The organism is Lachnoclostridium sp. An14, assembly GCF_002160755.1.
Lineage (GTDB): Bacteria > Bacillota > Clostridia > Lachnospirales > Lachnospiraceae > Lachnoclostridium_A.
The window spans coordinates 1-18,095 of the sequence record NZ_NFLE01000027.1; the positions used below are offsets into that span (position 1 = coordinate 1).

An 18,095-nucleotide genomic window follows, 5' to 3' on the forward strand; every position below is an offset into this window, starting at 1 on the left:
GTGGGGGCCAGCGGGTGGGGTGAAGTTGGCCCGGCTGAGGGGTGGTTTGGTTGTGAGCCCGGCGGCCGGGCGGAAAACTCGGTAAAATGGCGGTGCTTCCGGCTGCGAACCGGCGGCCGGGCGGAAAACTTGGTAAAATGGCGATGGTTCCGGCTGCGAACCGGCGGCCGGGCGGAAAACTCAGTAAAATGGCGGTGGTTCCGGCTGCGAACCGGCAAAGAGCCGGCAGCCAGAGGGCAGCTTGTTGATCCGGCGGCGGACTAGGCATCCGGTGGAAGGTTCAGCAACCCAGCAGGCGGAGTGATGGCCTGGCAGCCATTCCGGCAGCTGGGTGATTTGAAGGGTAATTGGCGCGTTCTGGGGAACCGGAGCCTGTCAGCTCTGCGGTTTCGTGATTAAAGCACTCTGCAAAACGCGTGCCTTACCATTCTGTTCCTTTGGCACCCGAATGCTTAGCCGATAAAACATATCTGCATATGTTTTTTTCCATGTTTTGTTTCCATATTTTCTCTCAACAGCAGAATTTTCTGTTCTGGCAATTTATTTTCATTAACCGTTTCCAACCGTCTTTTACAGTTCAAATGTCCGCCGTTTTGGCCGAAACTTCCGGTGGCGGTAATCCATCAGCACGGACAGCCCTTCTGCCGCCTGGGCCTTTCCTGCTGCCTCGATGGCGGCCGCCAGGTCGTTTTCGTCAAAATCCACGGTATCCAGCAGCCATTTTAATCCCGCCGTATCCTGCTCTTTAAAAAACCAGGACGCCGCTCCCGTCTTATGGGCTGATAAATACTCCAGATACCGCTCCCTGGCCTCCGCCGTCAGGCTGACCGGCCCACGAAGACGGCCAACCGCCGCCTCTACTGCCAGTTCTTCCCGATCCAGAATCACCAGATTTTCAAACTGGGCGTCATAATCCTTAAACTGCAAATCTCTCCCATCAAAACAGTACCGGTAAAAATGACCGCTGCCGTACACCTTCACCGACACAATCCTGGCAGGCGTATTTTCAACCGCATCCTCATAAAACTCCGGAAATACCAACCGGGTACTGCCCTCCTTCGTCCGGTAGGTCACGTGCACCTCCTGGCGCAGCTCCGACAAAATATCCTTGAGCCCCGGCCGCGGGACGTCCGGTTCCATGGTAATATCCAGATGCGTAAGATGCTTACAGCCAGTAAACGCTCCAGCCCCAATATCGTTGAAGGTGCTGTGACAGACGAGGCGCTCCCACTGATGGCAGTTGTAAAACGCATATTTCCCCGCCTTTCTCACAGAACTGGGCAGAGCCAGGGTTTTTAGACGGTTTCCTTCGATGAGCGGTGGCTCCTTCCCACTCTCGTGGGCCACGGTCCACTCCCCCGCCGGCGCCGTCCGTTTCCCCTCGGAAAACACATACGGCCCCAGTTCCGTCACCGGCAGCCCTTCGATTGTTTCCGGAATCAACGCAGTGTCCCCATAACCCCGGCAGGCATTGACCCGGATCTCCCGGCCATTATTTATTCTCTCATACAGACACTCCGCAGTGTCCTGGCAATGTTCTCCTGTCGTCATAGAATCCCTCTTTCTTATACGATTTTTAGTTTATCATGGTTAGGCGGGGGTGTAAAGGAGACCGGTGGGATTTTTCGGGTGGAGAGATGGGTAGAAAAAAAGACTGCCGACGGAATTCATCTGCAATCTTTTTCTCCAAAAACCAACCTATTTTTTCAATCCACAGGCGTTTGCCTGACAAAATAATCCGCATTTTTCTCATTTTTTCTTTAATAGATTAGTATTTGGCATTGAAACAAATGAGAACATATGCTATATTTAAATTAGAAAAACAACTCTCTGCAAGAATAGTCTCATTTTATAAGAGGAGGTAATATAAATGAAATTGTTTGACTTTAAAGATATTATGGCGTTTGGATCATTTATGATTCAATTTCTAATGCTTATAAATTCAATTCATTAGCAAAATATAAATTATGGAAACCCATTTTCAATACACTGTAGAAGGTATGAAAAGGCATCGTTCCCGTACTCTTATTTTGCAATAGTCAATACGTATTCATCTTGCAAGAGATTGTTATCATATTACCTAATTTAGCATAGCAAAAACAAAACTTCAATAATTTCGCCACTATTTCAATTTAGCATTTCAATAAACGCAGACAGGCGGCCTCCATTCCCGCCGCCTGTCCCCGATTTCCTATTTCCAAAAAAATTCCCCCAACAACCGCCCAGTATCAAAGGTTTCGATCCGGCGTTCTAGCACCCGTCCCTGATCCAGCACAATCAAACTGTAACCGAACTTCTCCCGGAAACGAACTGCACCGTTGTCCAGGTTTTCCCCGTAAAAAGACATTCCATCCACAGTGAAACAAGGCTTATCCGCCAATAGCCCTTCAAAATTGTGGTGGGTGTGTCCACACAGGATGCAGGAAATCTGGGATTTCCGAATCAGCTCCAGAAATTCCCCGCTGCATTTCACAGGTAAAACCGGCCCCTGGTATGGAATCATGTGATGATGAGTCATCAGCACCGTCTGGCGTTCACCGGCAGCAGCCAACGTAGCGCGCAGCCACTCTATCTGTCCTGCCACAAAATCGCCGTTGGGATTTCCCTGAACAGAATTGTCCAGAGATATAAAACACGTATCTCCAAATGTTTGTGTCCAGTTATAAGGCTGTGTACCTTCTTCTCCCAACCATCCAGCGCGGAAACTCTGTTTACTGTCATGATTTCCTAGCGTAACAGCAACTGGCACCCCTGCGGCTTTTTCATAAATAAAGGTTCGAAGCGCGCGGTAATCCTCCTCATCTCCATCCTCACAGAGGTCACCGGAAATCGCAATGAGATCCGGCCGTTTTCCCTGGTTTCTACACTCCGCAAAAGCCCTCTCCAGGCAAATGCCCAGGGAGATCAGCGGATTTCTCATGGCATACAAAACGCCCCCGTATCCCTCGCCGCACTCCTTATAGGTGTTTCGGAAATGAATATCTGATATATGTAAAATTATGATCGCTCATCCACCTGCCTCTCCAGCTTATCGCAGCTTTTTCCGGATGACGCCCGCCAGGGTATCAATCGCAAACACGGCAATCACAACGCCGATGAGGATAATGCTGACCCGATCCCATTTTCTCGCCTGAATGGCAAAGATCAGCGGAGCTCCAATTCCTCCGGCTCCCACCAAGCCCAATGTAGACGCGCTGCGCACCGCGATCTCAAAATGGTTCAGGGACAGGGAGCTGTAAATGGGCATCAGCTGCGGAACTCTGGCAAAAAACATATTCTGCCAAAATCCAGCCCCCACTGCTGTCATCGCCTCCACCGGACCTTCATCCATGGCCTCCATTTCCTCCGTATAAAGCTTTCCCAGCATACCAATCTGGTGCACTCCAATAGCCAGCACTCCCGCAAATGGCCCCGGCCCCACCATTCGTACAAAAATGATAGCGTACACCAGCTCCGGAAATGCCCGCAGCACGTTAAGGATAAATTTCCCAATTTTTGCCACCCATGGGCAGGTACGCCACAGATTAGAAGAACTTATGAGCGTGAACGGAAGGGCCAGCACCGTAGCAATCGCCGTCCCCAAAAACGCAATTCCCACCGTAAGAAGCAAAAGGCTTACCAAATCTTCACCACTGCCGTCATAGAAAAATCCCCAATCCGGCCTTGTCAGCCCCTTAAATACTTCCCCGGCCATAGAGGCTGAAAAATACTCCAGCCCTGAATAATCAATCCCGGCTGCGGAAACCAGAATCACCGCTGCCGTCACAATCGCAGCAGCCCAGGTTTTCCATTTTCTATTATTCATTGCTCTCTCTGCGCCCATCATGACAGCCTCCTTCTGGCCGCCTCGCTGACTCCGTCAACGATGGCCACCACCACAAGTATCATCAAAATGATCACCGAAACCCGGCTGTACTGGAGCAGCGCCAGGGAGGAATTTAAGATCACGCCGATTCCCCCGGCTCCCACATATCCCAATACTGTGGACGCCCGCACGTTCACCTCCAAGGCATACAACGTATAGCCCGCTACCTGACTCATGATCTGAGGCGCCACCGACCAGAAGGCAATCTGCACCTTATTGGCACCTACCGACTCCGCTGCCTCAATGGGCCCTTCATCCACAGTCTCAATCGCCTCATAAATCAACTGGGACACCATTCCGAAGGTAAATACGGCGATGGTCAGCACACCCGTAAGCTCTCCGATTCCCATAATCGCCACCATAAGGGCAGCCAATAAAAGATTGGGGATCGTCCGCACAATATCCAGGAAAAACCGCACCACCGTCGTTAATACCTGATTTCCAGTCACCGTAGTCGTCGCCAGAAAGGCCACCGGCACCGCAAATGCCACTCCGATAGCTGTTCCCACCACCGACATCTGCAGGGTGGAAATCATCGGCCCGATGATATTGGGAATATAAGCAAAATCCGGCTGAAGAAAACGGGCCATAAAAATGGACATCTGCTCCGCATTACCAAATACTTCTGTAAAATCGGCCCCCGTCACTCCGGCGCTGGCCACCAGGCAGATCGCAATAATGACGGCAATAAACAGATGCTTATACCAGTTAAAATGAACGGTATCCTTAAGCCTCATCCTGCGCCCCTTCCTTCTCCTCCAGAATATTTCTACCGTAAATCTCCGTCAATTCCTTTCCACCCAGCTTCTCCGGAGTTCCGTCAAATACCACGCAGCCACTTTTAAATCCTATGATACGGCTGGAAAACTGCTTTGCCAGCTGTACAGAATGAATGTTTACAATGACCGTCTTTCCCATGGTCTGGTTGATCTGTTTCAGATCCTGCATGATTTTCTGGGTTGTGATCGGATCTAAGGACGCTACCGGCTCATCTGCCAGAATGATGTCCGCCTGCTGCACCAACGTCCTGGCAATGGACACCCGCTGCTGCTGTCCTCCGGAAAGCTCATCGCTCCTGGAATGGAGCTTATCCAACAGGCCTACCCGCTCCAGGGCGTCGTTTGCCAGCTCATAATCCTCTTTGGAAAAAATGCCCAGAATACTTTTCCAGGTAGAATAGTAGCCTAGACGTCCAGACAGCACATTTTTCTGCACTGTGCTCCGTTTCACCAGGTTGAAGTTCTGAGAAATCATCCCGATGCGCCGGCGAATCGCCCGCAGTTCTTTTTTACCGGCTTTTGTAACCGAACGGCCATTTACGCAGACCTCGCCCTCTGTAATGTCATTGAGCCGGTTGATAGAGCGCAAAAACGTACTCTTTCCAGCTCCGCTCAGCCCAATGATGGACACAAACTCTCCATTCCCGATAGTCAGGTTCACATCTTGAAGACCCCTGACTCCATTGCTGTAAATCTTGGAAACGTGCTCAAAGGTTATCATGGTCCTTCCCCTCTTATTCCGCAGCCTTAGCCGTGTAATCCTTTACTGTATCGTATACGGACTCGTCCACTTCCTCATATCCCAGATGGCTCCAAAGACTCATGGCATCAGAACCCGCCTCGTCGTTCTTCATATTTAAGAACACATCCTTCACCTGCGTCACCAGCTCCTCATCCATGTCCGGCTGCACGGCAATAGCGTCATTGGGAATATCTCCTTCCGTAAGGTACAGAACATTCAACGTCTCAAACAGATCTTCCTCCGGGAACACGCCCTGAAATACATTTCTCGCTCCTTCAAATACGAAACAGGCGTCCTGCTGTCCGTTGAGCACAGCCGTCATCTCGCTGGGAATATCGTTCACCGTGGTAAGAGTACAATCCTTTGTAGGATCAATTCCCAGATTCTTCATCTCCGCAACCGGGTAAATATAACCGCTGGCAGAATTGGGGCTTAAGGTGGCAATCCGCTTTCCCTTCAGATCCTCCAGTGTCTCCAGGCCGCTATCTGCCCTCACCAGCACCTCACCCTTAAAGGTTCCGCTAAGCTCTCCTTCCTTGGGAAGTCCTGTCTCCTGGTCATAAGCTCCAAGCTGAGAAGTCAGAATCGCTTTCGCGGCTCCCTGATCTCTGGCCTGCACATAAGCTGCTGGAGGCATAATACCAATATCCACCTGTCCGGAGGCCATCGCCTCCACAATAGTAGAATAGTCTGTGGCCAAAGTTACATTCACGGGACGGCCCAGTTTCTCTGTCAGATACTCCGCAAACGGTTTCGCCTTTGCCTCCATGGATCCATCATTATTAGTGGGAACAAACTGTACGTTCAGCTCCTGTACCTCATTCTCCGGCTCACTCTTTCCGCCGCACCCGGCCAACGCCAGCAGGCTCATTCCCAAAACAACTGTACCAACCAAAACCTTGTTTCTCAATCTCATTTTCTTATCTCCTTTGCAACCAGAGGTCTCTCTTTTCTGCTTGAGTATAACAAGGCAAACCGCTGCGATAAATGACATATGTCACATGAAATTCACTTTTTACCTTTATTTCTTCAAAATTTTACAAGAAATTATTTATAAGCAGGATTTTTATAAGCCTATTTTCTTATCAATTATCTATATAACTAATGGATTGATATTGCAGCTAGAAACGCTGTATTTTATAATAGGAAACAAGAAAGGAACCAGAACATATGAAACGTGAAACCACCCTATCCAAACTCTCCGCCTGCATTCGGGACAACCATCTGCAGCGGTATATGGAATCGGATTTGCTCTCCATCTCCGAATTGGTTTATTTTGATAAAAATGAATATCTGATCCAGGCAGGTTTTCCCTCAGACCACCTGTATTTTTTAGTAAGCGGAGAAGTCATCATTTCCTCCTACACTGCTACAGACAAAAGCACCTGCGTCAGCTACTGCCGAAAACCTACTATGATCGGTGAAGCAGCCTCGCTGTGGCAGATGATCCCCAGCCGCAGTGTCCGGGCGATCACCTCCTGCGTCTGCATAGCCATCAACCTGAATCTTCACCGCCAGAAACTACTCCACGACCGCCTGTTCCTTCAGAACGTCTGTCAGGTCCTGGCCTACAAATTGAATGATGAAAACGGCCTCTGCGGCAATCTCTCCGAGGCCCTGGAAATACGGCTTTCCCGCTTTATCCTCTCCAACTCCCCCGGAGACACCTTCGCCTTCCAGCTCACCAACTGCGCTGACATTCTCAATACCAGTTACCGCCATCTGCTGCGCATGATGAAGGGTTTCTGTATGATGGGCGCCCTGGAGAAAGGGAAAAACGGTTATCAAATACTTAACCGTAACCTGCTGCAGCAGATCTCCGAGGGCGCAGTGGCTGTCAACGGGATTTTGGAATCATAGAAGGATCTCCTCCAGCCCTCTCTTAGGCACATAGTGGATTCCATCCTTATCCCGATAATACTTTATATCTCCGTCTTCCTTTACCGGCACCAGCATCACCGTCTCCTTCGGGCGGCCCAATGCCAGCACATTTGCCAGAGCGTATTTCTCTGTATCTATTCCCAGCCCCGCCATCACCTTAGCCCGGTCCACACTGCCCAGAATACAGCCGCCATACCCGGCCTCCGCGGCGGAGAGCATAATCGTCTGGGCGCAGATGCCTACATCAATCGGCCGGTTCTTTCCCAGAGACAAATCGTCAAAGATTAAAACGTAGGCGCTCGGATACTCTCCCGGTTCCGGACCATCCCAATCCGGCAGCGCACCGGCCCATTTCAAACACGGAAAGATTAATTCCCGCTCCTCCTCTGACGTACAAATCTTGAATTTCAGCGACTGGCCATTCGCTGTAGACGGCGTATAACGGACATTATCCACCCAATCCCGGAGCATTTCCTCCGGAATATCGTCCTCCTCGTAAAATCTCCGGATTGACCGGCTTGCCTTCAGCAAATCCTTAAACATATGGTTTTCCTCCCGCTCTCCTGTGTCTCAACCTTCCTCTTTGGCTTTTTTCACCTGTTCCAGAATCTGGGCGCGTTCTTCCTTAATCTCCTCGTACAGCCGGTAAAATGGCCACTGGGCATTCGTTGGCGTCACTACCGCTTTCAATTCCACTTTCGCCAAACCCGCTTTCCGGATCGCAAGGAGCAGTTCGTCAATGCGGCGGCTGGTAAAATTCTTCATCACCAGGATTTCCTCCTGCGGAGCAGAAATTTCCTCTCCGGAAATCCTTTCTTCAGACGTATTCCTCGGCTCAAATCCTTCCATCCCCGCCAAATATCCAACTGTCTCCCCAAACTGCTCCGGGGAAATATTTTTGATGCGTACTCCCAGCCTCACAAATACGCTTTTCAGCTTTGCCGTCCGCTCAGTCGCGTTTGGCGTATAAAACAGCACCATTTCTGCAGAACGATTCATATTTCCTCCTTATATAGATTTTCGATTTCCATATCATTTTTGTTATGATATTTTTCAAATATCAATTTTGTTATGAAACTAGATTTATGATACCATGCCACTCCACTGCTGAAAAGCCCCGAAAATCCGAGTCCCGTTTTCGCCAAGCAAACCGTTGAGATACTTGGCCGGAGGCACTCATCCCCTGCCTCCGGTCATCCGCTTTGATGTCTTTCAGGCTATTTCTTTAAACATTCTCCAACAGCCGGATCAGACGGCTGGTTCCCAGCCGATCCGCTCCCAGTTCAATAAATCGCTCCGCGTCTTCTACAGAGGAGATTCCACCGGCAGCTTTGACCTTTACCTGAGGGCCAACCTTCTCTTTCATGAGTTTCACATCATCAAAGGTTGCTCCTGCCACAGAAAATCCCGTGGAAGTCTTAATGTAATCAGCGCCTGATTCCGTCACCACATGGCACAGTTCCACCTTTTCCTCCTCTGTGAGCAGACAGGTCTCAATAATCACCTTCAGCACCTTTCCCGCACAGGCCGCGCGTACCGCCTGGATTTCTTCCAGTACGCCGGTATAGTTCCGTTCCTTCACCATCCCGATGTTAATGACCATATCTATCTCATCAGCGCCATTTCCCACTGCGTCCTCCGTTTCAAATACCTTGGCCGCAGGCGTCATGTAGCCGTTCGGAAAACCGATGACCGTGCAGATCGAAAGGCGGTCACCAACATACTCCTTTGCCGGTTTCACAAAACAGGGAGGAATGCAGACGGACGCGACACCGTGCGCCATGCCTTCCTCGCAAAGCGTCCGGATCTGTTCCCAAGTGGCCTCCTGCTTTAACAGGGTATGATCCAGCCGTTTTAAAATCTCTCTTTTATCCATAAATGCCTCCCAATCAGTCCAGCCTGTCCAAAATAGAGTATCCGATGGTTCCCTCCGGCATTTTCACGTCAAAATTATCCGCAATCGTAGCACCGATCACCGCAAAGGTGTCTGCTCCTTCGATCTCTCCGCCCTGTGCCATGGACGGGCTGTAGGCGATAAACGGCACCAGCTCTCTGGTATGATCCGTTCCGGTATAGGTGGGATCGTTTCCATGGTCCGCTGTGAGGATAAGCAGATCGTCCTCCTTTAAAAGAGGCAGCAGCTCCCCTAATTTCTCATCAAACCGCTCAATCTCCTCCCCATATCCGACGGGATTGCGGCGATGCCCCCACAAGGCATCAAAATCCACCAGGTTGGTGAAACATAGTCCCTCAAAATCCCGTTTCGCAATCTCTATGGTCTGCTCCATGCCATGGACAGAGCTTTTAGACTTATTAGACTCTGTAAGGCCCTCTCCATCAAAAATATCGTAAATTTTTCCCACAGAGATCACCTGATACCCTGCCTCTTTCAGAGCATCAAGAGTCGTTTTTCCGTAAGGTTTCAGCGCGTAGTCATGGCGATTCGCTGTCCGCTTAAACTCTCCCTTTTTCTTTCCCACATAGGGCCTGGCAATGACGCGTCCCACCTTCCACTCGTCCTTCATGGTCAGATCTCTGGCAATTTCACAGTATTTATACAAGGTCTCCAGTCCCATTGTCTCCTCATTTCCACAGATCTGAAGAACCGAATCCGCAGAGGTATATACGATCAGGTGGCCTTCGTTTATCTCCTCCTCTGCCAGCTCATCTAAAATCTCCGTGCCGCTGGCGCTCTTATTTCCAATAATCTTTCGTCCGGTGCGTTTCTCCAGCTCGTCGATCAGCTCTTTTGGAAATCCTGTATCGGTGAATGTCTGAAACGGCTGTGTAATATAAAGGCCCATCATCTCCCAATGGCCTGTCATAGTGTCTTTCCCCAGGCTTTTTTCCTGGAGTTTCGCGTATTTTGCCATGGGTTTCTCCACCGGTTCTACCTGCTTTAAAGGATGAAGATTGGCAATTCCCAGTTTCTGAAGGTTCGGAATGTGAAACTCCTCCATTTTTTCAGAAATATGCCCCAGAGTATCCACCCCCACATCACCGTACTGGGGGGAGTCCGGTGCCTGTCCGGCTCCCAGGGAATCCAATACTACCGTAAAAATACGTCTGTATTTTTTCATAAAATCTTATTCTCCTTTCTCCTTATCCTGTCTGATCAGCCTGCGGATCGCCTCAATCGCCACAAGGATCGGCGCCTCCGTATCGTGACAGATGGGATTTTCCATACCCGCTGCCTCCCGCTCCTGATTTCCAACCACCAGGAAATTAGAACCGCAGCGAACGCCCAGGTAGCTGGCCACAATAAACAGGGCCGCCGACTCCATTTCCGATGCTTTGCATCCCAGGCGCAGCCATGCCTGCCATTTATTCAAAAGCTCATAGCTCACCGGCTTTGTCTCCGGGGAATGCTGTCCATAAAAAGAATCCTTACATTCCACTACTCCCACATGGTAGGTATGGCCCAGGCTCTTTGCCGCGTCCACCATGGCATTTACCACATCCAGATTGGCCACAGCCGGGAATTCAATGGGCGCGTACTCCTTCGTCGTCCCTTCCATACGGATCGCTCCCGTGGCGATCACAATATCTCCTCCTTTTACGTCCAAAGCCATACCGCCGCAGGTGCCGACCCGCAGGAACGTATCCGCGCCGCAGTTTACCAGCTCCTCCATCGCAATCGAAGCAGACGGGCCTCCAATACCTGTAGAAGTAACACTCACTTTTTCCCCATCCAGATAACCTGTGTAGGTAACAAATTCCCGATTGTCCGCCATCAGTTTCGCGTTTTCAAAATGTGCCGCAATCTTCTCGCACCGTTTCGGGTCGCCGGGAAGAATCACATAGCGTCCCACATCGCCTTTTCTCAGATTAATATGGTACTGCAACCCAACCTCACCGGAATAATTCTGCATAAAACCTCTCCTTTCTGTCACTGTCTCTGTACATCCCGTTAATACTTGTATAATATCACGTGTCTTGTCTAATTTCAAGCCCCAATTTTCCCTATTTTCTTTGTTTTTTGTTGTATTAAAAACTTGTCTAAAATACTTGACAAACCATTCCATGTGCGTTACTATACCAGTATGAACTTGTCTAATTTTCAGGAATGGGAGGAGCATTACAGTCCATGCCAGAAATGATCATTGATGTCCATAAAAAATCTAAAAATCTGAAACATATCCGAGTCTACGACCGGCTCTACCGTCTGATCCAGGAGGGCGCTTACCCGCCTGGAAGCCAGCTTCCTTCTGAACCTGATCTGGCCACTGAGATGGGAGTAAGCCGCATGACTTTACGCCGCGCCCTCTCTCTGCTCGTAGACGACGGCCTGGTGAGGAACGTCCGCGGAAAGGGAAATTTTATCCGTCCGCAGGAGAACTTGTCTGATTCCGGAAAACACGGACTGGAAACCCTGTCTCATCCTGTCTATGCCTGCTGTGCGGAACGCCCGGACAGCGTGGAACTGGAATTTCGCCTGGAACCTCCGTCCGAGCCTGTATCCAGCAGCCTGGAGCAGCATTGTGCCGCCGTTGTCATCGCAGACCGCTGGTACAAGTTTCATGGACAGCCGGTTGCTTATTCCCTGTCCATTCTGCCCATTGAGGTTATTTCCCGGGTCGGGACCGACTTAAATCATCCGGAGGAGCTGGAACACTTTCTGGAGACAGCAATTTACAGCCAGGCAGCCAGCAGTTCCCTTCATTTAACAGTATCCAACGCCGGCAATTTCAGCGCCCAAAAATACGTCCTTTCCAAGACAAATTCCTTTCTTCTGATTCAGGAGACGCTTTACGCCGCCGACGGGAGTATTCTGGCTGTAAACAAGCATTTTATCCCTCTGGAGCTGTTTCAGGCGAGAATTTATACCTGATCCCACAGCACTCTCCTTTTCTTTTCCTGCGGCTTAGTTTATGCCATCCATTGTGTGTTCCAGACAGATGCGCATACGCAAAGGCCGGGCGTCTCTGTTTTCAACGCCCGGCCCCAGCCGTTTCGTATTTTATTTGTAACTGATTTTCAGACGGAACTTTTACGACAGCCCGCTTTCAATCTTCTGTTCCTTAATTCCATGTTTCTTCGCATACCCGGTCAAAATCATGGTCAGCGCTCCGTCTCCGGTCACGTTGCAGGCCGTTCCAAAGCTGTCCTGCAGCGCAAAGATCGTCAGCATCAGAGCAGTTCCGGCATCATCAAACGCGAGCACGCCGGTGATCAGTCCCAGAGATGCCATGACCGTTCCGCCAGGCACGCCCGGAGCGCCGATCGCAAATACGCCAAGCAGGGCGCAGAACAGAATCATGGTTCCAAGACCCGGCAGAGAGCCGTACAGGATCTTTGAAACTGTCATCACGAAGAATACCTCCGTAAGTACGGAACCGCACAGATGAATATTGGCAAACAGCGGGATGCCAAAATCCACCATATCCGCACGCAGCGGCGGTTCAGATTTCTTCGCACAGCGAAGGGCTACCGCCAGAGTCGCCGCAGAGGACATCGTCCCGACGGCGGTGATGTACGCAGGGCCATAATTTTTGATTACATCCATAGGATTGCTCCCGGAATACGCTCCGCCGATCAGATATAAAAGCGTCAGCCAGATGTAATGACCCACCATGACAATCAGCACTACCTGGATAAACACCGGCAGCTGCTTTGTAATCGTCCCTTCATAGGACAGGGCGCAGAACGTAAAGGCGATAAAAATAGGAAGAATCGGAATCACGACTCTGGTCACAATCGCCAGCACAATATTCTGGAACTCCTCCAGAACATCCGTAATCACCTTCGCCTTTGTCCAGGTCGCGGCCAGGCCTACCAGCAAAGAGAATACCAGCGCGCTCATTACCGACATAATCTCCGGAATATCCAGCTGGAACACAACCCCAGGCAATTCCTTTAACCCTTCCACTTCTGACACGATGGACAGATGGGGAATGATTGTATAGCCTGCTGCCATGGAAAAGAGTGCTGCTCCCACGGATGACACGTATGCCGCCAGGATCGCTACGCCCAGCATTCTGGACGCATTGTTCCCCAACCTTGTAATTGATGGCGCGATAAATCCAATGATAATAAGCGGTACGCAGAACAGGATCAGCTCGTTCAGAATGTATTTTATGGTCACGACCACATTCATTACCGACTCATTTGCAACCTGCCCTACCAGAATGCCGATTATCACTCCCAAAAGAAGTTTAAACGGCAAACTACCGACTATTTTTTTCATATTTTCACCCTCCAATCATAACCTTAATGATTGTCTCATTGGTCTCCTTCATTCCTTCTTTGGCGACACGGCCCACATTGGCGATGGTCTGATCCACGCCGTCTGCCACAATGCCGTCTCCGCCGCAGAACTGCTGCCCGCGGATATACATCTGATAACCCAGGATTCCAGCGCCTACAGCCGTCGCGATCTTTCCAGCACAGGACGGCTTTGCCCCGTCACACACCATACCAGACACAATGGCAAGCGCGTTGCTCACCGTATGGCTCACCACGTCGAAATCGCCTCCGTTCAAATACGCGATTCCAGCTCCAGCCCCCGCTCCTGCGCTTACAGCGCCGCAGAACGCAGACAGACGGCCAATCGGTGTTTTCTGATGGATCGCCGTCAGATTGGACAGGGCTAACGCACGGTACTTCTTTTCCTCGTCCACCTTGAGCTCCTTGGCATATACCAAAACCGGCACAGATGCCGTAATTCCCTGATTTCCGCTTCCGGAATTGATCACTACCGGCAGCTCACAGCCATCCATTCTGGCATCGGAACCTGCCGCAGCCATAGCCCTTGCTCTGGTTGCCACATCTTCTCCCACCGCGGAAACGAGAACTTTGCCCACATTGGCTCCATACTGGTTCTTCATTCCTTCCTCAGCGATGGCCCAGTTGTAGCTTTCCTGGATTCCCAGAATCGGTTTTACATCCGCTACGTCCACAGTGTTGGCGAAATCCCAAATATCCGCCATATTAAGGAGAGTACGATCTGTTAATCCCCCCTCAGTCTCTCCGTCCACCTTTACTTCTTTTTTAACATTCCCATCCTTTTCGATGAGAACCACATTGGTATGATAATTGGCAATACGAACCTTTGAATAAGACTCTCCTTTATACATGGTCACGATAATATCAAAGGTCAGGCCATTGTCAATGTGTTCTACCTGAATATCCGTCTTTTCCAGGAACTCCTTGATCTGTCCGATCTGCTCCGGAGTTACCTGGGAAATGACCTCCAGCTCCTTATCTGCGTCTCCTGCCACGATTCCGGCAGCAGCAGCGGCCTCAATCCCTTTCATATGGCCGGTATTCGGCACAATCACGGACTTCACGTTCTTAATAATGCTGCCGCTGGCTCCCACTACCACACGATCCGGCAAAACGCCCAGCTCACGCTCTGCCACAGCTGCCGCGTAGGCCAGCGCAATCGGCTCCGTACATCCCATGGCAGGAATCAGCTCCTCTTTGAGAATATTTATATATGCCTGGTACTTTACATCTGTTTTTTTCATATGAATCTTCCCCTCTTTCCGCCGTCCATTCGGACCGGCATTCACTTTCTTATTCGTTTTCACATCCTGCAAACGGCATTATACAGCTAATTACCGCTACAATTTTCGTTGACCTATGCCGTTTTCTATTATATGATACTTCTTAATAGATGTAAAATTTAATGTTTTAAAGAAATAGTTTAAATTTTTTAAATCATATGCAGAGGGGGAACAATACGTGGAGTTTCGGGAAATCACCACCTTTCTTCAGGCGGCACAGCTGAAAAGTTTCTCAAAAGCCGCCCAAAAATTGGGCTATTCCCAGGGCGCCGTCACCATACAGATCAAAAACCTGGAAACCGAGCTGGGAGTACGTCTGTTTGATCGTATCGGCAAGCAAATCAGTCTGACCCACCACGGAAACCTATTTTACCAGTACGCCATTCATCTCACCAAAGAACTGGCACAAATACGGGACGTCATGGCCGACGCGAAGGAACCAAAAGGGACTCTTGCTTTGGGAACCATAGAATCTCTGTGTTCCTCTCTGTTTCCTCCCATCCTCTCAGAGTATCACCGGCTGTTTCCTGAGGTAAGCGTCAGCATCGTCATTGATTCACCTATGGTGCTTTTGGATATGCTGAATGAGAACGCCCTTGATATTGTATATTTCCTGGACAAACGCCTTTATGATAGAAAATGGGTGAAAGTGCTGGAAGAACCGGAGGAAATCGTATTTACCGCCTCCGCCTCCCACCCATTTTCCGGAAAAAAAGAGCTTTCCCTTGACGAGGTCATTGCCCAGCCCTTTCTGCTCACGGAAAGAGATGCCAGCTACCGCAATATTCTGGACCGCTACCTGGCTGCCTACGGCAAAAAAATCCGGCCATTTCTGGAGATTGGAAACACAGACTTTATCGTTCAGATGCTACGGGAGAACACCGGCCTCTCTCTTTTGCCGCTTTTCTCCATAGAAGAAGATATTCAGTCCGGACGGCTCGCCGCCTTGGATGTGGCCGATTTTCATATGCAGGTCTGGCGCCAGATCGTTTACCACAAAGACAAGTGGGTCACCCGGGAAATGCAGGAGTTTTTGCGCCTGGCAGGGGCGCGAAGTTCCAATCACGAAAAAACGTTTCACTCTCTGGATTTCTCTCCTGAACAAATTTGAGTGCCCCCTGATTGTCAAAACCTTTTCTCCCCTTTATAATAGAAGTAATATCCGTTTTTCGGATTGATTTTGCCGGCCGAAGGGGAGAACAGCCTGGCCTAAGGGGGAGTTTATTATGAATTCGTTAGTTCAGACCGCTTGGAAACGCTTTCAAAACGCGTTTCCCGTGATTCTTTTTTTCTTTGTACTGTTCTTAATCATTGTCGAAGGCTTTGGCCTTCAGTACGCGATCGTGGTTTCTGTATTCACCACCATTTTCCAGACACAGCATACAAAAAGCCACACCCTTTCCTACTATGTGAAACTGTTGCTCAACAGTTATATCCTGTGCGGATTGGCTTTTTTATCTTCTTTAAACCTGCCGCTGTGTATTCTTTTAAATTTCACCGTTCCGTTTCTGCTCGTGTTTCTGCACAGCTCTCAGTTCAATCAAAAAGGTTATTTTTCCTACGCGATGATTTTTGTCTTTCTGGAATTGATGCCTCCCACGCTTTCCACTCTGCCCATGGAACTGGCCGCTATCACGGTGGCTGTGTTTGTGCTGGGCCTGAGTCTGCAGCTTTACGCCCGTTTATTCTTAAAAACCTCTGAACCCTGGGCAAAAATTCGTTTGGGCATAGGGGAATTGGCAGACCTTTTAGACCTGATCGCCTCCGGAAATCTTTCTGACGACACCAGCGCCAGACTACGGCGGCTGGAACAGGATTTTCACCGTCTCTCTTATGGCGGACACGGTTTTTTTGCTCTCAAAACAGAGACCTCCCGCCTCTATGATATGCTGGCCATTTTATTTCAGCGGGCGTCTTACCTGGTCACCGACACTTCCTGGAAAAATTCCGTGGACGAAGCCCATATTGACGCCCTGCACCGATTAGCCGCGTATCTGCGAACCGTGCGGGATCAGATGTCCTCCGAGAATAACAGGGCCCTCATTTCTGAGGCGCGGGCATTTTTAAATGGGATGAACCTGGAAAACGGGCGGCTGCGCATCTTCTTTCGCAGTTTTCTTCATATGCTGATTCTCATTTTAAAAAGCGAAACAGAACCCGAAACGGCAGCGCCTCCATGGCAAAAACTCAGTCTGGACGACACCATCGCCGGACTGCGCAGGCGCTGCACCCTGGAATCCTTTGAAATGCGGTTCGCGTTGCGCCTCTCTGTGGTCATGACCGTGAGCTATACCATAAGCTACCTGGTGGATATTACCCATTCTTACTGGTTCCCTATGAACGCGTTTCTCCTGCTCATGCCCGCTTTTGAGGAGAGCAATTACCGGATGAAAACCCGACCTGTTGGAACCGCCATCGGATGCCTGTTCGTCTATCTGGTTCTGCCCAATCTTCATACTACGGCAGGGCAGTTTGTATTCGCACTGGCAGCTCTGTCCATTATGTACTGCGCGACCCCGGGCACCTGGAACCATCCGATTTTTTCCACCTGTTACGCGCTGACGCTGGCATCCATGTCCATTCCTCAGACGACGGCCATCTCCATGCGTCTCCTTTGTCTGGCGGCGGCAGTTGTCCTGGTGTATGTGGTCAATCATTTTGTATTTCCTACCAGCCGGGATACCATGTTTCGCTTTAATATGAGAACCTTGTTCCGCCTTCACAATTCCTATTGGGAAATTATCCGGCAGACCCTTTACGGGCGGGTGGATTTATCCTCTGCCAGAGAAATTCTCACCTACTTCCACATGATTTATGGAGAGGCGGCTGCTTACATAAACAGTCTTCCCGATTCAGAGGAAAAATCTGCCGGTCAGAAAACCCTTATTGTACTCTGGCAAATCTTCTCCGAATTGGAACAGATGGAATTTTTGATCCAAACCGGATACGTGGACAGCCGGGCCTTTGACTCCCTGCTTGATCTGGCAGCCGCCTGCCAAAAACGGTTTACCAAAGGGAGCCATACCCCATTGCCTGAATTACGGGAAACTTCCTTACCGTCAGCAGACGGGGAACCGGTATCCGCGGCAGATCTCACCGCTGGCCGCTCTCCCCTTGTCATTGCGCCATCTGGAAATCTGGATCTGGACTATGTGATCCGCCGGTATCTGAAAAACGCCGAAAGTGTAACCGCGGCATTTGGAACATTCGCCTAGCTGTATTCACTTGATTGAAATGGCCCGAATACCGTTCCATTTCTTACAAAATTATTAAATTCGAACATTTGTTCTTATTTTGCTTGCATTTATCTTCCGACTGTG

General features: G+C 49.9%; 18 protein-coding genes. 5 read left to right on the top strand and 13 right to left on the bottom strand.

Going from position 1 to position 18,095, the window contains the following annotated elements; translation table 11 throughout:
* Positions 1 to 264 (top strand): hypothetical protein (locus B5E84_RS20865; RefSeq protein ID WP_204248593.1); only part of this gene is annotated, 264 nt, incomplete at its 5' end.
* A gap of 306 nt (positions 265 to 570) precedes the next feature.
* Here the strand turns inward: B5E84_RS20865 and B5E84_RS14135 are convergent.
* The 6 genes from B5E84_RS14135 to B5E84_RS14160 form a co-directional block, all read right to left on the bottom strand.
* On the bottom strand, positions 571 to 1,551 hold the full coding sequence (locus B5E84_RS14135) for a leucine-rich repeat protein (RefSeq protein ID WP_087223866.1): 981 nt from the start codon (positions 1,549 to 1,551) through the stop codon (positions 571 to 573).
* Positions 1,552 to 2,191: 640 nt separating this feature from the next.
* Positions 2,192 to 3,004 carry a metallophosphoesterase family protein gene (locus tag B5E84_RS14140; RefSeq protein WP_087223868.1) on the bottom strand — a complete coding sequence of 271 codons (813 nt, stop codon included), beginning with the start codon at positions 3,002 to 3,004 and terminating at the stop codon, positions 2,192 to 2,194.
* A gap of 24 nt (positions 3,005 to 3,028) precedes the next feature.
* Complete coding sequence (phnE, locus tag B5E84_RS14145; protein WP_242963388.1) at positions 3,029 to 3,826, bottom strand: phosphonate ABC transporter, permease protein PhnE; 798 nt, start codon at positions 3,824 to 3,826, stop codon at positions 3,029 to 3,031.
* Complete coding sequence (phnE, locus tag B5E84_RS14150; protein WP_087223870.1) at positions 3,823 to 4,602, bottom strand: phosphonate ABC transporter, permease protein PhnE; 780 nt, start codon at positions 4,600 to 4,602, stop codon at positions 3,823 to 3,825. Before phnE (B5E84_RS14150) ends, phnE (B5E84_RS14145) begins: the two co-directional genes overlap by 4 nt.
* Entirely contained in the window at positions 4,592 to 5,365 is a 774-nt protein-coding gene (phnC, locus tag B5E84_RS14155; RefSeq protein ID WP_087223872.1) for a phosphonate ABC transporter ATP-binding protein, read from the bottom strand. Before phnC ends, phnE (B5E84_RS14150) begins: the two co-directional genes overlap by 11 nt.
* A gap of 13 nt (positions 5,366 to 5,378) precedes the next feature.
* Positions 5,379 to 6,302 carry a phosphate/phosphite/phosphonate ABC transporter substrate-binding protein gene (locus B5E84_RS14160; RefSeq protein ID WP_087223875.1) on the bottom strand — a complete coding sequence of 308 codons (924 nt, stop codon included), beginning with the start codon at positions 6,300 to 6,302 and terminating at the stop codon, positions 5,379 to 5,381.
* A gap of 254 nt (positions 6,303 to 6,556) precedes the next feature.
* Here B5E84_RS14160 and B5E84_RS14170 point away from each other — a divergent pair, with 254 nt between their 5' ends.
* Positions 6,557 to 7,246, top strand: coding sequence for a cyclic nucleotide-binding domain-containing protein (locus tag B5E84_RS14170; RefSeq protein WP_087223879.1), 690 nt, complete (start codon positions 6,557 to 6,559; stop codon positions 7,244 to 7,246).
* Here B5E84_RS14170 and B5E84_RS14175 read toward each other — a convergent pair.
* From B5E84_RS14175 to udp, 5 genes are all read right to left on the bottom strand, one after another.
* Positions 7,241 to 7,810: a nitroreductase family protein gene (locus B5E84_RS14175; protein WP_087223881.1), complete on the bottom strand. Its 570-nt coding sequence runs from the start codon at positions 7,808 to 7,810 to the stop codon at positions 7,241 to 7,243. The genes B5E84_RS14170 and B5E84_RS14175 overlap by 6 nt on opposite strands.
* Before the next feature lie 27 nt (positions 7,811 to 7,837).
* A complete protein-coding gene (locus tag B5E84_RS14180) occupies positions 7,838 to 8,266 on the bottom strand; it encodes a DUF3783 domain-containing protein (RefSeq protein ID WP_087223883.1) in 429 nt (142 codons plus the stop codon).
* 226 nt (positions 8,267 to 8,492) lie between these two features.
* On the bottom strand, positions 8,493 to 9,143 hold the full coding sequence (gene deoC / locus B5E84_RS14185; protein ID WP_087223885.1) for a deoxyribose-phosphate aldolase: 651 nt from the start codon (positions 9,141 to 9,143) through the stop codon (positions 8,493 to 8,495).
* A gap of 13 nt (positions 9,144 to 9,156) precedes the next feature.
* A complete protein-coding gene (locus B5E84_RS14190) occupies positions 9,157 to 10,347 on the bottom strand; it encodes a phosphopentomutase (RefSeq protein ID WP_087223887.1) in 1,191 nt (396 codons plus the stop codon).
* A gap of 6 nt (positions 10,348 to 10,353) precedes the next feature.
* Positions 10,354 to 11,139, bottom strand: coding sequence for a uridine phosphorylase (gene udp / locus B5E84_RS14195; RefSeq protein WP_087223889.1), 786 nt, complete (start codon positions 11,137 to 11,139; stop codon positions 10,354 to 10,356).
* A gap of 215 nt (positions 11,140 to 11,354) precedes the next feature.
* Between udp and B5E84_RS14200 the strand changes: the two genes are divergently transcribed.
* Positions 11,355 to 12,098, top strand: a complete 744-nt coding sequence (locus B5E84_RS14200; protein WP_242963389.1) for a GntR family transcriptional regulator — start codon at positions 11,355 to 11,357, stop codon at positions 12,096 to 12,098.
* A gap of 159 nt (positions 12,099 to 12,257) precedes the next feature.
* On the opposite strand, the gene B5E84_RS14205 is transcribed toward B5E84_RS14200, so the two are convergent.
* Both B5E84_RS14205 and B5E84_RS14210 read right to left on the bottom strand, forming a co-directional pair.
* Entirely contained in the window at positions 12,258 to 13,454 is a 1,197-nt protein-coding gene (locus tag B5E84_RS14205) for a dicarboxylate/amino acid:cation symporter (RefSeq protein WP_087223891.1), read from the bottom strand.
* Between the two features lie 4 nt (positions 13,455 to 13,458).
* Entirely contained in the window at positions 13,459 to 14,736 is a 1,278-nt protein-coding gene (locus B5E84_RS14210) for an L-cysteine desulfidase family protein (protein ID WP_087223893.1), read from the bottom strand.
* 217 nt (positions 14,737 to 14,953) lie between these two features.
* Here B5E84_RS14210 and B5E84_RS14215 point away from each other — a divergent pair, with 217 nt between their 5' ends.
* Positions 14,954 to 15,886, top strand: coding sequence for a LysR family transcriptional regulator (locus tag B5E84_RS14215; protein WP_087223895.1), 933 nt, complete (start codon positions 14,954 to 14,956; stop codon positions 15,884 to 15,886).
* Positions 15,887 to 16,001: 115 nt separating this feature from the next.
* Complete coding sequence (locus B5E84_RS14220; RefSeq protein WP_087223897.1) at positions 16,002 to 17,990, top strand: FUSC family protein; 1,989 nt, start codon at positions 16,002 to 16,004, stop codon at positions 17,988 to 17,990.
* The last annotated feature ends 105 nt before the right edge of the window (positions 17,991 to 18,095 follow it).

Bases quoted from the DNA above. Each gene is read 5' to 3' on its own strand.
- B5E84_RS14135 (WP_087223866.1), bottom strand. From the start codon at position 1,551: ATGACGACAGGAGAACATTGCCAGGACACTGCGGAGTGTCTGTATGAG.
- phnE (WP_242963388.1), bottom strand. From the start codon at position 3,826: ATGATGGGCGCAGAGAGAGCAATGAATAATAGAAAATGGAAAACCTGG.
- phnE (WP_087223870.1), bottom strand. From the start codon at position 4,602: ATGAGGCTTAAGGATACCGTTCATTTTAACTGGTATAAGCATCTGTTT.
- phnC (WP_087223872.1), bottom strand. From the start codon at position 5,365: ATGATAACCTTTGAGCACGTTTCCAAGATTTACAGCAATGGAGTCAGG.
- B5E84_RS14160 (WP_087223875.1), bottom strand. From the start codon at position 6,302: ATGAGATTGAGAAACAAGGTTTTGGTTGGTACAGTTGTTTTGGGAATG.
- B5E84_RS14170 (WP_087223879.1), top strand. From the start codon at position 6,557: ATGAAACGTGAAACCACCCTATCCAAACTCTCCGCCTGCATTCGGGAC.
- B5E84_RS14175 (WP_087223881.1), bottom strand. From the start codon at position 7,810: ATGTTTAAGGATTTGCTGAAGGCAAGCCGGTCAATCCGGAGATTTTAC.
- B5E84_RS14180 (WP_087223883.1), bottom strand. From the start codon at position 8,266: ATGAATCGTTCTGCAGAAATGGTGCTGTTTTATACGCCAAACGCGACT.
- deoC (WP_087223885.1), bottom strand. From the start codon at position 9,143: ATGGATAAAAGAGAGATTTTAAAACGGCTGGATCATACCCTGTTAAAG.
- B5E84_RS14190 (WP_087223887.1), bottom strand. From the start codon at position 10,347: ATGAAAAAATACAGACGTATTTTTACGGTAGTATTGGATTCCCTGGGA.
- udp (WP_087223889.1), bottom strand. From the start codon at position 11,139: ATGCAGAATTATTCCGGTGAGGTTGGGTTGCAGTACCATATTAATCTG.
- B5E84_RS14200 (WP_242963389.1), top strand. From the start codon at position 11,355: ATGCCAGAAATGATCATTGATGTCCATAAAAAATCTAAAAATCTGAAA.
- B5E84_RS14205 (WP_087223891.1), bottom strand. From the start codon at position 13,454: ATGAAAAAAATAGTCGGTAGTTTGCCGTTTAAACTTCTTTTGGGAGTG.
- B5E84_RS14210 (WP_087223893.1), bottom strand. From the start codon at position 14,736: ATGAAAAAAACAGATGTAAAGTACCAGGCATATATAAATATTCTCAAA.
- B5E84_RS14220 (WP_087223897.1), top strand. From the start codon at position 16,002: ATGAATTCGTTAGTTCAGACCGCTTGGAAACGCTTTCAAAACGCGTTT.